A 17,966-nucleotide genomic window follows, 5' to 3' on the forward strand; every position below is an offset into this window, starting at 1 on the left:
CGAGGGGGCAGGTGCGGCGGCAAAGTGCACGGAGTCGAGACAAATCATTTCACTTTGAATCGGGGCGATCGGCCGTGGCGCAAAGGCGCGGTTCCGGCGGCGACAGGGGCTGATCCCGATCATCGGGCGAGGAAACCAGACGAAATCCTACATTGCAAGGACGCAGGCGCACCTCACCCCTCCGTCATCCCCGCGAAGGCGGGGTGGAGATGACGGGTGTGGATTTGAGCGCTGGCCCAATCCCCGCTAGAGGCCCGGAATGCTTCGTCTCTCCGGACTCTATCTGCCGCTCGACCACACGCCCGAGGCCCTGCCCGAGGCGATCGCGAAACGGCTGGGCATCGAACCGGCCGAACTGAAGAGCCATTCGGTCTATCGCCGCGGCAACGATGCCCGCCGGCGCAATGCGATCCAGCTGGTCTATACCGTCGATGTCGAGCTGACCGACGAGGCGGCGGTGCTGGCGCGCCTGCCCGATGACAAGGACCTGCGCCCGACCCCGGACATGACCTACACCTTCCCGGTGATGGCGCCGAGCGGCTGGAGCGGTCTGCGCCCTGTCGTCATCGGCGCGGGGCCGTGCGGGCTGTTCGCAGGCCTCATCCTCGCGCAGATGGGCTTCCGGCCGATCATCCTCGACCGCGGCAAGGTGGTGCGCCAGCGGACCAAGGATACCTGGGGCCTGTGGCGCCAGGGCAAGCTCGACCCGGACTCGAACGTCCAGTTCGGCGAGGGCGGCGCCGGCACCTTCTCGGACGGCAAGCTCTACTGCCGGGTCAAGGATCCGCGCTTCCTGGGCCGCAAGGTGCTGGAGGAGTTCGTCAAGGCCGGCGCGCCCGACGATATCCTGTGGGAAGCACATCCGCATATCGGCACCTTCCGCCTCGTCACCATGGTCGAGAGCATGCGGCGCACGATCGAGGAACTCGGCGGCGAATATCGCTGGGAAACCCGGGTCGACGATGTGGCGCTGGAGCGTACTCCCGACGGCAACCAGCGAATGCGCGGGCTCCATTTGCAGGACGGCAGCTTCCTGGAGGCCGATCATGTCGTGCTGGCCGTGGGCCACAGCGCCCGGCCGACCTTCGAGATGCTCCACCGGCGCGGCGTCCATATGGAGGCCAAGCCCTTCGCGATCGGGGTGCGGATCGAGCATCCGCAGAGCTGGATCGACCGGGCGCGCTTCGGCCAGTGCGCCGGGCATCCGGACCTGGGCGCGGCGGCATACAGCCTGGTCCATCACGCCTCGAACGGGCGCAGCGTCTACAGCTTCTGCATGTGCCCGGGCGGGCGCGTGGTGGCGGCGACCTCCGAGGAGGGGCGCGTGGTCACCAACGGGATGAGCCAATATTCGCGCGCCGAGTTCAACGCGAACTCCGGCCTGGTCGTCGCGATCGATCCGGCGAAGGACTATCCTGGCGGGCCGCTGGCGGGGATCGAGCTGCAGCGGCACTGGGAGGACATGGCCTTCCTCGCCGGCGGCTCCAACTATCATGCGCCGGGGCAGAAGGTGGGCGACCTGCTCGCCGGACGTGCCTCGACCGAGCTCGGCGAAGTCATCCCCTCGTACAAGCCGGGGGTGAAGATGACCGACCTGTCCGAATGCCTGCCCGGCTTCGTGATCGAGGCATTCCGCGAGGCGTTGCCGGTGTTCGGGCGGCAGATCGCCAATTACGACCATCCCGATGCGATCATGACGGGCGTGGAGACGCGGACCTCCTCGCCGGTGCGGATCACGCGGGGGAAGGACCACCAGAGCCTGAACGTGGCGCAGCTGTTCCCCGCGGGCGAAGGCGCGGGCTATGCGGGCGGGATCCTCTCGGCGGCGATCGACGGGATCAAGACGGCCGAGGCCGTGGCGCGGAGTTTGGTGGGGCAGTAACCCAGTCCTCCCCGGAGGGGGAGGGGGACCGCTGGCGCAGCCAGTGGTGGAGGGGTAGCGCGCCTCGGGCGGAATCGCTCGTGGAGATTACCCCTCCACCAGCTTCGCTGGTCCCCCTCCCCCTCCGGGGGAGGATTGAGTGGGCCGCCGATGCGCGGCCACGCAGGTGATCACGCTGGCCACCACCAGCACGAAGGCGAACGCCTCCGCCATGGTCGGCCCGCGATGCTCCCAGGCGAAGGCGTAGAGCAGCGCGAACAGCGTCTCGAAGGTGATCATCTGCCCGGAAAGGGTGAGCGGTAGCAGCCGGCTCATCCGGTTCCACAGCGCATTGCCGACGATCGAGGCGAAGACCGCGACGCCCGCCGAGACCGCGACGAACAGCGCCCAGTCCCCTGCCCCATGGCTGCCCGTGCCGAGCAGCAGGGCGAGTGGGATCAGCGCCAGGCTCTGCGCGCCGGTGGCGATGCCGATCAGCAGGCTCCAGTCGTGCGACGACACTGCCTTCACCCGCGCGAGCATATGGTTGTTGTACACCGCATAGGCGCCCCAGGATGCGAGCGCGCCGATCGCGCAGGCGAGCCCGGCGAACTGGGCGGCGACCGGACGGGCCGAGGGCAGGAACAGCGCCTGCCAGCCGATGCAGAGCGCCCCGGCGGCGCAGAGCAGCAGTGAGGGGGCGAGCCGGGCAAGTGGAACCGCATCCTTTGCGCGGCTGCCGGCGATGGTCACCAGGACGGGCAGGAAGCCGATCACCAGCGCGGTGATAGCGGCACCGCCGAGCTGCACGGCGCTGGCGAGCAAAACGTAGTAGAGCGTGTTGCCGGACAGTGCGAGCCAGCCGAGCGCGCGCCATTCCGCCCCGCCGATGCTGGCCGAGACGGTGCGCCAGCGCGGGGCGAGCAGTGCGGCGGAGAGCAGGCCGTACGCCAGGTAGCGGCCGATGGTCAGCTCGAGCGGGCCGAAGGCGCGGGCCAGCTCCGGCGCGAGGAACACCAGGCCCCAGAGCGCGCCGGCAGCGGCACCGCACAGCACGCCCAATAGCAGTGATCCGCGTTCGCTCGGCATGCTCCATTCCCTTCGAGATGGGGAATATCATCACCCGTGCGGGCTGAGCGCTCTTGATTTGCCCTTCGGATGCAACAAAAACTCGCTGCATGGCTCAGGAACGCGACAAATCCGCACGGGCGCTCGACGGCTTCGATCGGGCGATCCTGCGACTCGTGCAGGCCGACAACAAGATGCCGCAGCGCAGGATCGGCGAGGCGGTGAACCTGTCGGCGGCGGCGGTGCAGCGGCGTATCGCGGCGATGGAGGCCGCGGGCGTGATCGCGCGCAACGTGGCGATCGTCGATCCCGACGCGGTGCCGCTGACCATCACCTCGATCGTCGAGGTGCAGCTGATCAACGAGCATGCGCCGACGGTGGAGCTGGCCCGCCGGATGTTCCTCGACACGCCCGAGGTGCAGCAATGCTACTACGTCACCGGCGGGGTGAGCTTCATGCTGGTGATCGTGACGTCGGACATGCGGGCCTATTCGGCGCTGACCAGGAAGCTGTTCGCCGAGAAGGCATTCATCGCCAGCTATCGATCGCTGATCGCGCTCGACCGGGTGAAGGCCGATACGAGCATCATCATTCCCTGAGAGCTCAGGCCGCCTCGGCCTGCCCTTCCCCACCGCCCAGCGCCACCGCCTCGATCCAGCAATCGACCTGCCCGGCGATCTTCTGGAGCAGCCCGGCATGGAGATGGGTGACGTCGGACATCTCGTCGGGCCCGGCGATGTCGGCCAGGTCGAGCACCCAGACATGCTCCGGATTCTCGCGGGCGGCCTTGCGCCAGACCGCATTGAGGCGCTGGCAGCGCTCGGGGGTGAGGTTGTGCGTGGCGCGGTACTTGTCCTCCGGCGCGTCCTCGGGCGGCAGGACCACCAGCATGCGGCGCTCCTGCTCGATCAGCATGATCAGCGTGCGGACGACGCAGGTCTCGTAGAGCCCGATATCGACCAGCGGCCAGCGATCGCCCCAGCGGCCGCCAAGATAGTCGACGGCGGCGCCGTAGACGAGGAAGGGCGGGAAGTTCTGATCGTGCCAGCTGCCATCGTCCATCATCCGCATCGCGAAGACGCGCGGATGATGGTCGAACTCGATCGCGGGCCGGAAGCGGCTGTAATGGGCGATGCCACCGGACTGGCAATCGAACATGATGCGCACCGCCGGCTCGGCCATCACCTGGGGCGCCTGCTCGGCGAGGATCGCGGTGCGGATCTCGGGATCGTGGAAATCGGCATCGGCGATCCAGTCGGGATCGGTGCGGTCGAAGTCCCAGCTGCCGGTTTCGATGTCCGGCCATTTCTCGCGGACCTTGGACAGGGCATAAGCCTCGACGCCCATGTGCATGATCCGACACGAGAAAGTGAAATGGACGAAAGTCTGTGTCTCGCGGTCGACCATGACGAAGCCGACCAGGCCGTGGCGGCCATAGGCATCCCAGGCGAAGATCGACCAGCTGTCGAAACGGACGACGTCGATGATGTCGGCCTCGAGCTGCGCCTGCTCTACCCGGGAAGCAGTGTAGTTGAGCTGGTTGGAGCGGTTGACCAGGTCGGCGATGCGCGGGGCGAAATCGAGATTGTCCATCAGGTACGGCGCGCTGGCGCGGATGCCGCAGGTTCGCAGGAAAGCGTGGTTGGACAGCGCGGGGACCGCGGCGCGATCGGCCTTGCGACGCTCGAGCATGCGGTAGCGCTCGACCCGGCTCTTGCCCGGGGGTGTGAGCGCGAGCAGGCCGGCGAGATGATCGTCGGCATCGGACAGGGTGATCTCGAGCAGCTGGATGTCGGGAATCGCATGCGCTACTTCGCGCAGGTTCACCGGATTGTCGTCGACGAAGAGCACGTCGGCGGGGCGGAGCTGCATGTCGGCGATGATCGCGCGGATCGCCTCGGGCTTGGGGGTGAAGGCGATGTGGGGGAAGACGAACGCGTCCCACAGGCCCAGCGCGCGGAGCTTCGCCTCGGCGGTGGCGAAATCGTTCTTCGAGCAGATCGAGGAGACGACGCCCCGCGCATTGAAGGCGCGGACCAGCTCGGCGCGGTGGCGATGGAGCTGCACGGCCTCACCATCGGCGAGCGTGCCGGACCAGAGCGTGTCGTCGAGATCCCAGATGATGAGCTTGAGCATCCTTCATTTTAGGATGCTTCGCGGCTCAACGGATCAGAGCAGCCCCTGCTGGCGATACCAGGCGGCGGTGGCGGCGAGGCCGGCTTCGGCTTCGACCTGGGGCTTCCACAGGTTCGAGGGCGGGCGGCGCGTGGAATCGATCACCCAATCCTCGTGGCAGAAATAGGCGACGCGGTCGGGGGTGAGCTTGGCGTTCTTGCCGCGGATCAGCCGGTCCATGTGCGCGCCGGCCATCAGCAACATGCGCGGCAGCGCGAAGCTGGCGACGCGCTTGCCGAGGGCGGTGCCGATCGCCTCGGCGAACTGCTTGTGGCTCCAGCCGCTCTCGGTGCCGTCATCGGCGTCGAGGATCTGGTTGCAGCCATCGGTGGTGGCGAGCGCGAGCAGCAAGCGGCCGAGGTCGCCGACCTCGATCAGCGAGATGCGGCCACCGCGCGGCATCACGGCGAGACCTTTCTTCGCGAGCTTGAACAGCTCGAGCATCTCGAGGTCGCCGGGGCCGTAGATCGCCGGCGGGCGGACGATCGCCCAGTCCAGGCCCGAGGCCATGACCAGCGCGTCGCCTTCGGCCTTGGACCAGCCATAGGCGGAGAGTTCCGGCTCGCGCGCGGCGAGCGAGGAGACGTGGACGAAGCGACTCACACCCTTCGCCTTGGCGGCCTCCAGCATGTTGCGGGTGCCGTCGATATTGCCGGCGGCGAAGCCTGCCTTGTCGGGCGCGTTGACCACGCCGGCGACATGGATGACCGCGTCGGCACCTTCGCAGAGCTGCGCGAGGGCGGCGGTATTGTTCAGGTCGCCCTGCACCCAGGTGATGCCGGTGCGCTCGGCCTGCTGGCGACGCGTGAGGGCGCGGACGTGATGGCCGGCTTCCAATGCGAGGGCGATCAGGCGGGTACCGACGAAGCCGGTGCCGCCGGTAAGGGCGATGGTGCTCACAGCAGCGCCATATGGCTGCGGTGGACCAGTGTCGAGCGCGGGGCGTAGCCGAGCAGCTCGGTCTGTTCCTCGTTGCGGCGGCCGAGGATGCGGGTGGCGTCCTCGCTCGGATATTCGGCGAGGCCACGCGCGAGCGGCCTGCCGTCGGGGCCGGCGATCACGACCAGATCGCCGCGGGCAAAATCGCCCTCGACGCGCGTGGCGCCGGCAGCGAGAAGGCTGCGGCCCTGCCCCAGCGCTCTCGCCGCGCCTTCGTCGACATGGATCGTGCCATGCGCGGTGATCCCGCCGGCCAGCCAGGCCTTGCGGGCGGGTGCGGACTTCTCCGCCACGAACAGCGTGTGCTTCGCCTGGCTCCCCAGCGGATGCTCGATCCGGCCCGAGGCGATGGCGAGATGCGCGCCGGCGGCATTGGCGATGCGCGCGGCGGCGATCTTCGAGACCATGCCGCCCGATCCCATGCCCGAGGCCGAGCCCCTGTCGGCCATGCCCTCGATCCCGCCATCGATCCGTTCGACCCGGGGGATGTGGATCGCGCCCGGCAGCGCGGGGTTGCGGTCGTACAGGCCGTCGACGTCGGAAAGCAGCACCACGCCCCCCGCCCCCGCCGCCTGGGCGACGCGCGCGGCGAGCCGGTCATTGTCGCCGAAGCGGATCTCCTCGGTGGCGACGCTGTCATTCTCGTTGAGCACCGGCACCACGCCGAGACCGAGCAGCCGGTCGAGCGTGGCGGCGGCGTTGAGGTAACGGCGGCGATCCTCGAGGTCACCGAGCGTCACCAGCATCTGCGCGGCGGTGAGGCCATTGGCGCCCAGCACATCGGCCCAGACACGGCTCAGCTCGATCTGGCCGGTGGCGGCGGCGGCCTGCGCATCCTCCAGGCTGGCACGGCCGCCCTTGGCGAGCTTGAGCCGCCGGGCACCCAGCGCGATCGCGCCCGAAGAGACCACCGCGACCTGCTGCCCGTCGCGCACCCGTGCGGCGATGTCGGCGGCGATGCCCTCCAGCCATTCCCGGCGCACGCTGCCGTCCGGATCGACCAGCAGGGCCGAACCGATCTTGACGACGATGCGCGGGCAGGAAGCAGGCGGGAAGAGCGACATGGCCGCCGCTATATGGCCCCCCGCCCCTTCCCGCCAGACAGGAAGGCTTGGGCGAGCCGTGAGAGCGGCTATTCCTCGGTACGGAGGAGGACGGCCTCGCCGATCATCAGGAACAGCAGGAACGGCGCCCAGGCGGCGAGGAACGGCGGATAGGCGCCGAGATTGCCCATCGCGAGGGCGAAATTGTCCGCGACGAAATAGAGGAAACCAAGCGCCATGCCGATCACCGCGCGCACGAACAGCTTGCCCGAACGCGCCAGGCCGAAGCCCGCCACGGCGCCGAGCAGCGGCATCAGGATCGCCGAGAGCGGCCCGGAGAGCTTGTGCCACAGCGCGCCCTCCAGCGCATCGGTCTGGCGGCCGGCGACCTTGAGGTCTCCGATCGCATCGTTGAGCGTGAAGAAGTCCATCGAATCGGCATCGACATGCGCGAGGGTGAACTGGTCGGGGCGAAGGTCATGGCCGATCACCGTAGTGCCGACCTTGGTCTTCTGCCCGGTGGCGACGGTGAAGCGCTCGGCATTGTCGACGCGCCAGCCATTGCCGTCGCGCACGCCGTGCGGCGCGGTGAGGATGCTGACCAGCGAACGATTCCGCCGCTCATAGACGGTGATGCCGAAGAGCTGCGCCGCGTCGCCGCGCCCGCGGACCTGCTGCACCTGGATCAGGTTGTTGTCGCCCTTCACCCACACATTGCTGCGATCGCCGCTGTCGATCGGCAGCGGCGCATAGGACACCTTCTTCCACTGCTCGAGCGTGGAGGTGGCACGCGTGACGATGCGCTCGTTGAAGCCGAAGGACAGGAGCGCGACGATCACGCCAGTGAGCAGCAGCGGCGCCAGCACCTGGTGCGCCGAGAGGCCCGAGGCCTTCATCGCGATCACTTCGCTGTTCTGGTTGAGCTGGCTCAGGGTCAGGATCGATCCGAGCAGCACCGAATAGGGCAGGAAGGTCGAGGCGATCTGCGGCACGCGCAGGCTGACATAGCGCCAGATCTCCGCATCGCCGTTGCCGGCATGGGCCAGGATCGTGCTGCTCTCCGTCAGCAGGTCGAGCGACTGGAGGATGAGCACCAGCGCACCGAGAATGGCGAAGGTGCGCGTCAGGAACATGCGCGCCATGTAGAGCGACATGGTCTTCGACGGGAAGAAACTGCTCATCATGATGCGGCTTCCTCCCGGCGCAGCTTGCGGCGGCGCCCGGGCATGTAGCGCAGGATGAACTTGGTGAGCTTGGAGAAGACCTTTTCGAGCCCGGCGATCGGCTGGCCGCCCGGCACATAGGCGATCTGATAGTACATCCACATCACCAGCGCGGCGAATATCGCGAACGGCCCCCACAGCGCGAGAATCGGATCGACCCCGCCGCTGCTGCCGAACGACTGCCCGAACTCGTTGATCTTGTGATAGGTCACGATCATCACGATCGAAAGGAACACGCCGAGCGCCGACGTGGAGCGCTTGGGCGGCACGCCCAGGGCCACCGCCAGGAAGGGCAGCAGGAACATCGAGGCGACTTCCGCCAGGCGGAAGTGGAAGGCGGCGCGGCTGGTCTCGCGGTCTTCGGGGCTTGAATTCGGATTGCGCCCGATCACCGCCAATTCGGGCAGCGTCCGCTCGATATTCTTGCCGCCGCGGGTGCGGAACTGCTCGTATTTGGGCAGCGGGATCGGCAGGTTGTGCGTGGTGAAGGTGAGTACGCGCGGCACCGGCGAGCTCTTGTCCTGATGGACCAGCGTGCCGTTGCGCAGGCGGAAGATGATCACATCGGGATCGTCCGAGCGCAGGAACTGGCCGCTCTGCGCGGTGACCGCCACCGGCGTGCCGTCCTTGGTCATCATCTGGACGAAGATGCCCGAGAGCTGCCGCCCCTCGTCCTTGCTCTCCTCGATGCGCAGCGTCATCTTCGCACCGAAGCTGGTGAACTCGCCCACCTTGATCGAGGCGCCGAGCGCGCCCGAGCGCAGCTCGAAGCGGAGCTGCTCGTAATTGTAGCGCGACCAGGGCTGGACGAAGCCGACGATCGCCAGGTTCAGCGCCGCCAGCGCCAGCGCGTACATGAAGGGCACCTTGAGCAGGCGGGTATAGCCGATGCCGACCGCGCGCAGCACGTCGAGCTCCGACGACGTGGCCAGGCGGCGAAAGGCGAGCAGGCAGCCCAGCATCAGGCCGATCGGAATGCCGAGGCCGAGATATTCGGGGAGCAGATTGGCGAGCATGCGCCAGACGACGCTGACCGGCCCGCCCTCGGTCGCCACGAACTCGAACAACCGCAGCATGCGGTCGAGCACCAGCAGCATTGCCGAGATCAGCAATGTCGAGATCAGGGGCACCGCGATCAGCCGCGCCATGTACCGATCGATCGAGTTCATCTGCGCGCGACGGTTGCCTTGGTTTCTTCTCGCCGGCGCGGTTCGGCGCCGTCTCAATGAACCGAAAGCCTATACTCCCGGTTCCCGGCAGCGCCAGCAGGAAAGTTGCGCGATGGTTACGGCTGGCAGGATTCCGCGGCGTCATGTGTGGTTTTGGCGCCACTCGCCCTGCCCTTGCCGGGCCGATGACCGGCAGAGCGCGACATGGGGGTGACGAATTTGCCCCATTCGCCTATGGGCCTGCGATGCATTTCCTAGACCAGGCAAAGATCTTCGTCCGCTCCGGCGCGGGCGGCCCGGGGGCCGTGAGCTTCCGGCGCGAGAAGTTCATCGAATATGGCGGCCCCGATGGCGGCAATGGCGGCAAGGGTGGCGACATCGTCTTCGAGGCGGTCGCCGGCCTCAATACGCTGATCGACTTCCGCTACACCCAGCATTTCCGCGCGCCGCGCGGCAGCGGCGGCGCGGGTTCGAACCGCACCGGCGCGGGCGGCGAGGACCTGATCATCAAGGTGCCGATCGGCACCCAGGTGCTGGCCGATGACGAGGAGCGCACGCTGCTGCTCGACATGACCAGGGAAGGCCAGCGCGTCGTCTTCCTGCGCGGCGGCGATGGCGGGCGCGGCAATGCCAGCTACAAGACCTCGACCAACCGCGCACCGCGCCAGCACGGCACCGGCTGGCCGAGCGACGAGGCCAATGTCTGGCTGCGTCTCAAGCTGCTCGCCGATGCGGGCCTGGTCGGCCTGCCGAACGCCGGCAAGTCGACCTTCATCAACCAGGTGACCAACGCCCAGGCCAAGGTAGGCGCCTATGCCTTCACCACCACCCGTCCCCAGCTGGGCGTGGTGCGGCACAAGGACCGCGAGTTCGTCGTCGCCGACATTCCCGGCCTGATCGAAGGCGCGGCGGACGGCGCCGGCATCGGCGACCGCTTCCTGGGCCATATCGAGCGCTGCCGGGTGCTGCTGCACCTGGTCGACGCCAATGATCCCGATGTCGCCGAGAGCTACCGGATCGTGCGCGGCGAGCTGGAGAATTATGGCGCCGGCCTCATCGACAAGCCGGTGGTGGTGGCGCTCAACAAGATCGACATGCTCGACGACGAGCTGATCGCCGCGCTTTCCGCCGAGCTGGAAGAGGCGAGCGGCGGGCCAGTGATCCCGATCTCGGGCGCGAGCGGCGTGGGCGTCGACTGGGCGCTCGACCAGCTGCTCGAGGCGATCGGCACGGATCACGGCAAGGTCGCCGAGGACGACGAGGGCGAGGACGCGATCGAATGGTCGCCGATTTGAGGGGTTAGCGGCATCCAGATCTGATCCTCCCCCGCCAGGGGGAGGATCAGATCGGACAAACAAAAAGGCCGGGCATCGCTGCCCGGCCTTTTCTGTTTCAGCCCGTCCGCTGGTTCAGCGGGCGCCCATGGTGCTGACCGCGAGGCGGTGCATCAGGCCGCGCAGCGTGGGATAGTTGGCCTTGTGATAGGACGAAGCCTCTTCCAGCGCGTCCGACAGGCGGCGATGCGCCTCGTTCAGCGCATGATAGGGCAGGCTCGGCAGCAGATGGTGCAGCGCGTGGTAGCGCAGACCGATCGGCGCCCAGAGATAGGCCATGAAACCCGGAGTCGGCACGTTGACGCTATCGAGATACTGGGCGGTAACGGTGAGCGGCTCTCCGTCATTCTCCCAGAGATGCGCCACCAGCGTGCGGACCTGGTTGATCACCGCCACGCCCGCGATCACCGCGAGATAGATGCCGAAATCGCGCAGCGGCACGATCCCGGTCGCAACCAGCGTGAGCAGTGCGATCGAGAAGATGCTGGCGCCCAGCTCCTGCCAGAACCACTGGCTCTTGAGCTCACCCTCGGGAGGACGGCGCTCGAAGACCGGATTGATCTTCAGACCCGAATATTTGGCGACGACGACGCGGCGCAGGCTGGGAATCACCGCCGAGAGCGGCGCCAGCACGGCGAAGCGGATCAGCATGGCGACCGGCAGCAGCACCGCGGCGAGCAGGAACACCGGCAGCGTCCACGGCTTCATCATCGCGAGCGGCAGATATTCGGGGTCCTCGGCCGTGCCATAGCGGGTGCGGGCATGGTGGAGCGTGTGGACGCCCTCATAGGTGAAGCTCGGCACGAGCAGCGGGATGCCGACCAGCAGGTTCCAGCCGAGCCGGAAATTGGGCAGCAGCGAGTGCTTGAGGTGGGTCAGCTCGTGGATGAACAGGCTGGCGCGATAGAGCGCGAGCACCGCCACCACGCCGGCGACCAGCGCCAGCGGCCAGCTCGGCGCCAGGATCGTCGCCGCGAACGCGCCATAGCCGATGCCGGCCGAGACCAGCATGTCGGTCCAGTAGATGCGCTTGTTCGGGGTGTGCAGGTCGCGTGTCAGTTCGGCGGCGGCGCGCAGCATCGCGCGATCGTCGGGAACACCGGAAAGCTTGATACGGGCCGATGCCGGGGCCGTTACCGGCTCGGCATCGTCAATCTTCAGGGCAAGCGATTTCGTCATGATGTCTGCCATTTGGCGGGAGATAGTGGCTTTATGGTGGCATTCCAGGGGTCAGTGAGAGGCACCCGCGCCCGCCATGATCGCCGCGCTTGACAGTGAACCGCTGGCGAAGGACTGCATTGCGCTGAATCAAACCTCAGGAAGGTTCCCCCCTTGGCCAGCGGCCCGCTCAGCATCCGTCCCGTCTCCTCGAAGCGCGACACCAAGCAGTTCATCGAGATCGCCTATCGCCTGAACAGCGGTGACCCGGCCTGGGTGCCGCCGCTGCGCGCCGAAGTGGCGGCGACGATCAGCCCGAAGAAGAATGGCTGGTTCAGCCATGCCGAGGCACAATATTTCCTCGCCGAGCGCGACGGCCAGACGGTCGGGCGCATCTCGGCGCATATCGACTTCCTCGCGCTCGAGATGCCGCCGGAGCAGGGTTTCGGCCCGGGCACCGGCTTCTGGGGCCTGTTCGAGGCCGAGGACCAGAATGCCGCCAAGGCACTGATCAACGCCGCCGAGGACTGGCTGCGCGGCAAGGGCATGACCAAGGCGCTCGGCCCGGTGAGCCTGTCGATCTGGGAGGAGCCCGGCCTGCTGGTGAAGGGGCACGACCACTCCCCCACCGTGCTGATGGGCCACCATCCGGCAAAATATCAGGCGTGGATCGAGGGTGCGGGCTACAAGGAAGCCAAGAAGCTGCTCACCTATGAGCTCGACGTCACCCAGCAATTCCCGCCGATCGTCCAGCGCATCGTCGCCGCCGGCGAGAAGAACGACCGCATCAAGGTGCGCCAGGTCGACAAGTCGAAATTCGCCGAGGAGGCCGAGATCATCCTCGCCATCCTCAACGATGCCTGGTCGGACAATTGGGGCTATGTGCCACTGACCCAGCCCGAGGTCGACGATGTCGGCAAGAAGCTGAAGCCGCTGGTGTTCAACGACCTGATCATGATCGCCGAATATGACGGCGAGCCGGTGGCGTTCATGGTCACCCTGCCCGACTTCAACGAGCCGCTGAAGCCGCTCAAGGGCTCGCTCTTCCCGTTCGGCTGGGCAAAGCTGCTGCTGTGGCTCCGCAAGCCCAAGGCACGGACCATGCGAGTGCCGCTGATGGGCGTGGTCAAGCGGCTGCAGAGCTCGCGCATGGCGAGCCAGCTGGCCTTCATGATGATCGAATATATCCGCCGCGCGGCAGTGGCCAATTACGGCGGCAGCCGCGGCGAGATCGGCTGGGTGCTCGACGACAACCAGGGGATGAACGCAATCGCCGACGCGATCGATTCGCACGTCAACCGCGAATACGTCATCTACCAGAAGCCGCTCTGAACCAGGAACGGCCCGCTCCCAGGGGTGTGGGAGCGGGCCGGTTCCGGTACGCTAACTCGGATGGCTGCTGCGGCGGCGAACGCTCACAAAACCGCCACGGACACCATCCCGGGGATTACTGCGCCTGGACGGGGTCCTGGCCGGTCTGCTGGATCCACTCGGCGCGGGTCAGACACTTGCGCTTGGCGATGCGCGAGCCGGTGAAGGTGTCCTCCAGGCAATAGCGCTTCTTGTCGGTCTTGGCGGTCGTGCCCTGATCCTGCGACGAAGCTTCCTGCTTCTTGGCGGGATCGTTGGTCGCCGCCGAAGCGGGGGCGACTGCGCCGGCAACCAGGGCAACGCTGGCGAAAAGGGCAGCGGCGGCGGAAAGGGTCTTGCTGTGCATATCCATTACTCCTCGAACTTAGACATGAACAGGCGCTCCATCCCGCCTGTGCCCCATGCTTCGCAATCGCCGTGCCAATTTCTAGATTATCGTAATTTCAATGACTTAGCTTAATATGACAGTGTAGTGACGCACTATAACACCGTAATATACACCAACTATTGGTGCACCTGCGGAACGAGCGTCCGGAAGTGGACACCGCACTGTTCAAAAGCGACCAGCATCTTCCCCGCGTTCCTGCGATAGCAGGACCACATGCCGAGTCCCGCACGGCTCTGGGCTCCTGCTTTCGCAGGAGCACGGCTATCTGGATTTTCGGCTTGGGACCTCGGCCCGCCGCTCCGGTCTAGCGGAGCGAGACCCAGGTCGGGGCGTGGTCGCTGGCCTTTTCGCGGCCGCGATATTCCTTGTCGACGCCAGCGCCGAGATAGCGGTCGGCGGCGATCGGGCTGAGCAGCAGGTGATCGATGCGGAAGCCAGCGTCGCGCTGCCAGGCGCCCGCCTGATAGTCCCAGAAGGTCCAGACGCCGCCGCCGGGAAAGCGGGTGCGCAGCGAATCGGTCCAGCCCTGCGCCAATAGCGTGCGGTAGCGCTCGCGGCTCTCGGGCTGCATCAGCGCATCTGTCGCCATGGCGCGGACCGAGAAGGTGTCGTCGTCATTGGGGATGACATTGTAGTCGCCCGCCAGCACCACCGGACGCTCCTCGGCGAGCAGGGCCTGGGCGCGATCGGCGAGCCGCTCCATCCACTTCAGCTTGTAGTCGAACTTCGGGCCGGGCTGCGGGTTGCCGTTGGGCAGATAGATGGAAGCGACGATCAGGTCGCCGATCTCGGCTTCGAGATAGCGGCTGTGCGCATCCTCGGGATCGCCCGCCAGCCCGCGCTGGCGCTCGACCGGCTGCTGGCCCTTCGCCAGCACCGCGACGCCGTTGAAGCCCTTCTGCCCGTGCCACACCGCACCATAGCCCGCCGCCTCGATGTCCTTGACCGGCAGCGTCTCGTCGGCGCCCTTCAGCTCCTGGAGACAGACCACATCGGGCTGCTGCTCGGCGAGATACTCGAGCAGGCGCTCCATGCGCGCCTTGATGCCGTTGACATTGTAGGTGACGATCTTGGGCAAGGGAGATCCGCTCAGACGGAGAAGCTGGTGCCGCAACCGCAGCCCGAGGCTGCGTTGGGATTGGTCACGGCGAAATGCGCGCCGCCGAGATTGTCGACATAATCGACAGCCGCGCCCCGAACGAGATCGAGGCTGATCGAATCGACCACCAGCCGGACGCCGTCGAGCTCGGCGACAGTATCGTCGCCCTCCACCGCATCGGCGAAGCCGAACTTGTACTGGAAGCCCGAGCAGCCGCCCCCTTCGACCGAGAGGCGAAGGATCGCGGGCTTGCCCTGCTTCGCCGCGATCGCCGCGACGCGCGCGGCGGCGGACGGAGTCAGCGCGATCTCGGGCTGGGTGAGTGTTGCCATGGATTGGAGATAGTGGCGCGGGGCCGGCGAGGCAATGCGTCTAGGCGGCCCAGGCAGCTATGTCGTCCTGCTGGCCGATCAGGGCCAGGCCGTGGGCGATCGAAGTCAGCTCGCCGCCGCTGGCGATGCGCTCGGCACCGAAGCGCTCGGTGAACAGCCGACGGACGCGCGGGGTGAGCGAGGTGCCGCCGGTGAGGAAGACACGGTCGATCGCGGCGGGCTCCACCCCGGCCTGGGTCAGCGCCTGGTCGACTGCCCCTTCGATGCGCACGATGTCGGGCGCGATCCACTCCTCGAAGGCAGCGCGGGTCACGTCGGCCTCGATGCGGAGGTCAGGCCCTTCGAAGTGGAAATGGGCTTCTTCCTGCGCCGAGAGCGCCCGCTTGAGCGCGCCCACCGCGTGATAGAGCTGGTAGCCCATCTCGCCCTCGACGATCGCGATCATCCGTTCGATCGCCTTCGGATCGAGCGCGGCGCGGCGCAGCTTGTCGAGCTCGGCCAGCGTCTTGCGGTTGCGCATCAGCGCGAGGCGCGACCAGTCCGAGAAATCGTTGAACCAGCCACCGGGGATGTCGAGGATCTTGTCGAACGAACGATATTTCCCGCCCTTGCCGAGCATCGGCAGGATCAGGTGGTCGACGATGCGTTGGTCGAACCGGTCGCCGGCGATGCCGACGCCGGCATGGGCGAGCGGGGTGCAGCGGCGCGGTGCGCCGCGCTCGGCGATGCGCACCACCGAGAAGTCGCTGGTGCCGCCGCCGAAATCGGCGACCAGCACGGTGGCGGGCTCGTCGAGGCGGGAGGCGTAGCTGAACGCGGCGCCGAGCGGCTCGTAGACGTAGTGGATCTCGGCGCCGAAGCCTTCGAACATCATGTCGTAGCGGGTGCGGGCGAGCGCCGCATCGGGCCGCGCACCGGCATATTCGACCGGCCGGCCGACGATCACCCGCCCCGCCTGCCCGTCGAGCGCGCCCTTGGCCTTCTCGCGCATCAGGCGGAGGAACAGCCGGCCCATCTCCTCGAACCGGTAGCGGCGTTCGAAGACGATGGCGTGCTCGAAGCTGGCGCTGGCGGCGACCGACTTGAACGACTGGAGGAAGCGGCTGGTCTCGGGCGAATCGAGATATTCGGCGATGGCCCAGGGCCCGGCGGCGACTTCGAGCGCGCCGCGGGCATTGCCCTCTTCCCAGAAGCACAAAGCGGAGCGGAAGACCGCGTCGTCCTGCTCCGGGCCCTGGAGCTGGACGAGGTCGGACACCTCCCCTGTCGCGCGCGCCGCGACCGAATTGGTGGTGCCGAAGTCGAAGCCGAGAGAGGATGCGGAAGTCATGGTCCGGCGCCTCATAGAGAGAGGCGCCGGATTTTCCCACCCGGTGCGTTACAGCACCCAGCCGCCATCGATGGTGATGCTCTCGCCGGTCATGTAGCCGGCTTCCGGGCCGGCGAGATAGGCGATCAGCCCGGCGATCTCGGCGGGGCTGCCGACGCGGCGCATCGGGCTCTTGCCGGCGAGCATCTCGATCGCGCCCGCGTTCATGTCGGTATCGATCGGCCCCGGCTGGACATTGTTCACGGTGATGTCGCGCGCAGCGAGATCGAGCGCGATCCCCTTCACCATCGCCGCGACCGCCGCCTTGGTGAACTGATAGACGCTCGTGCCCGGATGACCGGTGCGGACGGCGGTGTTGCTGCCGATGGTGATGATCCGCCCGCCTTCGGGCAGATGCACCGCCGCGGCCTGGATCGCGAGGAACACGCCGCGCACGTTGATCGCGAGCATCTGGTCGAGTTCCTCGAGGCTGACCGACTCGATCGGGCCCATGCGCAGGATGCCGGCATTGACCACCACCGCGTCCAGCCCGCCGAAATGTGCCACCGCCTGCTCCACCGCCGTGCGGATCGCGGCGGGGTCGGCGCTGTCGGCCTGGATCGCCAGCGCAGTGCCGCCGGCCGCCGTCAGCTTCTCGACCAGCGCCTCGGCCGCATCGGGTCGCGACACATAGGTGAAGGCGACCGCAAAGCCTTCCCGCGCCAGCCGCTCGACCGCGGCGGCGCCGATACCGCGCGATCCGCCGAACACCAGGGCGGTCTTGTTCTTCTCATTCTGCATGTCTTGGTTCCTTTCTTGATCGATTAGTCAATAACTGAGCGAAGAAAAACAGCTCATGGCTGCACGCGACCTTTCAGGCCGAGCGCAGGCGATCGACGGTGAAGCGAGCGAGCGTGGCGAGATCGCCGGCGCCGGCGCCAGCACGTGCAGCGAGCTGGAGGCCGGTCATGGTCATCTGGATGAAGCCGGCGGTCTCCGCGGGATCGAGGCCCGGCTGGATTTCCCCGGCGGCCTGGCCCTCCCGGATCCGCTCGGCGAGACGCTTGCCCAGCAAAGTGGCGGTCCTGGTACGTTGCTCGACCAGCGCCGGATCGCTGACCCCGAACTCACCCACCGAGCCGACGCCCATGCAGCCGAGCGCGCGCTGCGCATCCTCCTCCGCCGTGAGGCCAGTCAGCAGGTCGCTGATACCCTGCAAGGGCGAGGCCGGCGCATTGAGGCGCGTTAGATGCCCGCCGACCGTCCGGCGCTGATAGGCGCCCAGCGCCTCCATATAGAGCTGCTTCTTGTCGCCGAACGCGTTGTAGACGCTCTGTCGGCCGATCCCCATCGCCTGGATGAGATCGTCGGTGGAGGTCGCGGCGAAGCCCTTGACCCAGAAGACCTGCATCGCCTTGTCCAGCGCAGCGTCCCGATCGAATTCCCGTGGTCTTGCCATGACCGCGATCTAGGCATTCTTGATCGATCAGTCAATAA

Annotated in this window: 17 protein-coding genes; 4 read left to right on the top strand and 13 right to left on the bottom strand. The window is 67.2% G+C overall.

Going from position 1 to position 17,966, the window contains the following annotated elements:
• Positions 1–259 precede the first annotated feature (259 nt).
• The gene (locus tag GGR46_RS23650; RefSeq protein ID WP_184000543.1) at positions 260–1,882 is read left to right on the top strand and encodes an NAD(P)/FAD-dependent oxidoreductase; all 1,623 of its coding nucleotides are present in this window, start codon (positions 260–262) and stop codon (positions 1,880–1,882) included.
• Between the two features lie 87 nt (positions 1,883–1,969).
• Here GGR46_RS23650 and GGR46_RS23655 read toward each other — a convergent pair whose 3' ends face one another.
• A complete protein-coding gene (locus GGR46_RS23655; protein WP_184000544.1) occupies positions 1,970–2,950 on the bottom strand; it encodes a DMT family transporter in 981 nt (326 codons plus the stop codon).
• 89 nt (positions 2,951–3,039) lie between these two features.
• Here GGR46_RS23655 and GGR46_RS23660 point away from each other — a divergent pair, with 89 nt between their 5' ends.
• On the top strand, positions 3,040–3,528 hold the full coding sequence (locus GGR46_RS23660) for an Lrp/AsnC family transcriptional regulator (protein ID WP_184000545.1): 489 nt from the start codon (positions 3,040–3,042) through the stop codon (positions 3,526–3,528).
• Positions 3,529–3,532: 4 nt separating this feature from the next.
• Here the strand turns inward: GGR46_RS23660 and GGR46_RS23665 are convergent, their stop codons facing one another.
• The 5 genes from GGR46_RS23665 to lptF form a co-directional block, all read right to left on the bottom strand.
• The gene (locus tag GGR46_RS23665; RefSeq protein ID WP_184000546.1) at positions 3,533–5,065 is read right to left on the bottom strand and encodes an HAD-IIIC family phosphatase; all 1,533 of its coding nucleotides are present in this window, start codon (positions 5,063–5,065) and stop codon (positions 3,533–3,535) included.
• Between the two features lie 33 nt (positions 5,066–5,098).
• Complete coding sequence (locus GGR46_RS23670) at positions 5,099–6,004, bottom strand: NAD(P)H-binding protein (RefSeq protein ID WP_184000547.1); 906 nt, start codon at positions 6,002–6,004, stop codon at positions 5,099–5,101.
• Entirely contained in the window at positions 6,001–7,107 is a 1,107-nt protein-coding gene (gene proB, locus GGR46_RS25625; RefSeq protein ID WP_184000548.1) for a glutamate 5-kinase, read from the bottom strand. Before proB ends, GGR46_RS23670 begins: the two co-directional genes overlap by 4 nt.
• Positions 7,108–7,175: 68 nt before the next feature.
• Positions 7,176–8,267 carry an LPS export ABC transporter permease LptG gene (gene lptG / locus GGR46_RS23680; RefSeq protein WP_184000666.1) on the bottom strand — a complete coding sequence of 364 codons (1,092 nt, stop codon included), beginning with the start codon at positions 8,265–8,267 and terminating at the stop codon, positions 7,176–7,178.
• Positions 8,267–9,478, bottom strand: a complete 1,212-nt coding sequence (gene lptF, locus GGR46_RS23685; protein ID WP_184000549.1) for an LPS export ABC transporter permease LptF — start codon at positions 9,476–9,478, stop codon at positions 8,267–8,269. Before lptF ends, lptG begins: the two co-directional genes overlap by 1 nt.
• 245 nt (positions 9,479–9,723) lie before the next feature.
• On the opposite strand from lptF, the gene obgE reads away from it, so the two are divergent.
• A complete protein-coding gene (obgE, locus tag GGR46_RS23690) occupies positions 9,724–10,773 on the top strand; it encodes a GTPase ObgE (RefSeq protein WP_184000550.1) in 1,050 nt (349 codons plus the stop codon).
• A 114-nt stretch (positions 10,774–10,887) separates the two neighbouring features.
• Here obgE and GGR46_RS23695 read toward each other — a convergent pair whose 3' ends face one another.
• Entirely contained in the window at positions 10,888–11,991 is a 1,104-nt protein-coding gene (locus tag GGR46_RS23695; protein WP_184000551.1) for a fatty acid desaturase family protein, read from the bottom strand.
• A 153-nt stretch (positions 11,992–12,144) separates the two neighbouring features.
• Between GGR46_RS23695 and GGR46_RS23700 the strand changes: the two genes are divergently transcribed.
• Positions 12,145–13,302, top strand: coding sequence for a GNAT family N-acetyltransferase (locus GGR46_RS23700; protein ID WP_184000552.1), 1,158 nt, complete (start codon positions 12,145–12,147; stop codon positions 13,300–13,302).
• A gap of 115 nt (positions 13,303–13,417) precedes the next feature.
• Here the strand turns inward: GGR46_RS23700 and GGR46_RS23705 are convergent, their stop codons facing one another.
• From GGR46_RS23705 to GGR46_RS23730, 6 genes are all read right to left on the bottom strand, one after another.
• Positions 13,418–13,687 (bottom strand): hypothetical protein, encoded by a 270-nt coding sequence (locus GGR46_RS23705; RefSeq protein ID WP_184000553.1) that lies wholly within the window; start codon positions 13,685–13,687, stop codon positions 13,418–13,420.
• Between the two features lie 346 nt (positions 13,688–14,033).
• Positions 14,034–14,807: an exodeoxyribonuclease III gene (xth, locus tag GGR46_RS23710; RefSeq protein ID WP_281396637.1), complete on the bottom strand. Its 774-nt coding sequence runs from the start codon at positions 14,805–14,807 to the stop codon at positions 14,034–14,036.
• An 11-nt stretch (positions 14,808–14,818) separates the two neighbouring features.
• Entirely contained in the window at positions 14,819–15,160 is a 342-nt protein-coding gene (gene erpA, locus GGR46_RS23715) for an iron-sulfur cluster insertion protein ErpA (RefSeq protein ID WP_184000554.1), read from the bottom strand.
• 40 nt (positions 15,161–15,200) lie between these two features.
• The gene (locus GGR46_RS23720; protein ID WP_184000555.1) at positions 15,201–16,490 is read right to left on the bottom strand and encodes an Hsp70 family protein; all 1,290 of its coding nucleotides are present in this window, start codon (positions 16,488–16,490) and stop codon (positions 15,201–15,203) included.
• A 48-nt stretch (positions 16,491–16,538) separates the two neighbouring features.
• Positions 16,539–17,270: an SDR family NAD(P)-dependent oxidoreductase gene (locus GGR46_RS23725; RefSeq protein WP_184000556.1), complete on the bottom strand. Its 732-nt coding sequence runs from the start codon at positions 17,268–17,270 to the stop codon at positions 16,539–16,541.
• A 73-nt stretch (positions 17,271–17,343) separates the two neighbouring features.
• Positions 17,344–17,928: a TetR/AcrR family transcriptional regulator gene (locus tag GGR46_RS23730; protein WP_184000557.1), complete on the bottom strand. Its 585-nt coding sequence runs from the start codon at positions 17,926–17,928 to the stop codon at positions 17,344–17,346.
• Positions 17,929–17,966 lie beyond the last annotated feature (38 nt).

The organism is Sphingomonas kyeonggiensis (genome assembly GCF_014196745.1).
Lineage (GTDB): Bacteria > Pseudomonadota > Alphaproteobacteria > Sphingomonadales > Sphingomonadaceae > Sphingomonas > Sphingomonas kyeonggiensis.

Bases quoted from the DNA above. Each gene is read 5' to 3' on its own strand.
- GGR46_RS23650 (WP_184000543.1), top strand. From the start codon at position 260: ATGCTTCGTCTCTCCGGACTCTATCTGCCGCTCGACCACACGCCCGAG.
- GGR46_RS23655 (WP_184000544.1), bottom strand. From the start codon at position 2,950: ATGCCGAGCGAACGCGGATCACTGCTATTGGGCGTGCTGTGCGGTGCC.
- GGR46_RS23660 (WP_184000545.1), top strand. From the start codon at position 3,040: ATGGCTCAGGAACGCGACAAATCCGCACGGGCGCTCGACGGCTTCGAT.
- GGR46_RS23665 (WP_184000546.1), bottom strand. From the start codon at position 5,065: ATGCTCAAGCTCATCATCTGGGATCTCGACGACACGCTCTGGTCCGGC.
- proB (WP_184000548.1), bottom strand. From the start codon at position 7,107: ATGTCGCTCTTCCCGCCTGCTTCCTGCCCGCGCATCGTCGTCAAGATC.
- lptG (WP_184000666.1), bottom strand. From the start codon at position 8,267: ATGAGCAGTTTCTTCCCGTCGAAGACCATGTCGCTCTACATGGCGCGC.
- lptF (WP_184000549.1), bottom strand. From the start codon at position 9,478: ATGAACTCGATCGATCGGTACATGGCGCGGCTGATCGCGGTGCCCCTG.
- obgE (WP_184000550.1), top strand. From the start codon at position 9,724: ATGCATTTCCTAGACCAGGCAAAGATCTTCGTCCGCTCCGGCGCGGGC.
- GGR46_RS23695 (WP_184000551.1), bottom strand. From the start codon at position 11,991: ATGACGAAATCGCTTGCCCTGAAGATTGACGATGCCGAGCCGGTAACG.
- GGR46_RS23705 (WP_184000553.1), bottom strand. From the start codon at position 13,687: ATGCACAGCAAGACCCTTTCCGCCGCCGCTGCCCTTTTCGCCAGCGTT.
- erpA (WP_184000554.1), bottom strand. From the start codon at position 15,160: ATGGCAACACTCACCCAGCCCGAGATCGCGCTGACTCCGTCCGCCGCC.
- GGR46_RS23720 (WP_184000555.1), bottom strand. From the start codon at position 16,490: ATGACTTCCGCATCCTCTCTCGGCTTCGACTTCGGCACCACCAATTCG.
- GGR46_RS23725 (WP_184000556.1), bottom strand. From the start codon at position 17,270: ATGCAGAATGAGAAGAACAAGACCGCCCTGGTGTTCGGCGGATCGCGC.
- GGR46_RS23730 (WP_184000557.1), bottom strand. From the start codon at position 17,928: ATGGCAAGACCACGGGAATTCGATCGGGACGCTGCGCTGGACAAGGCG.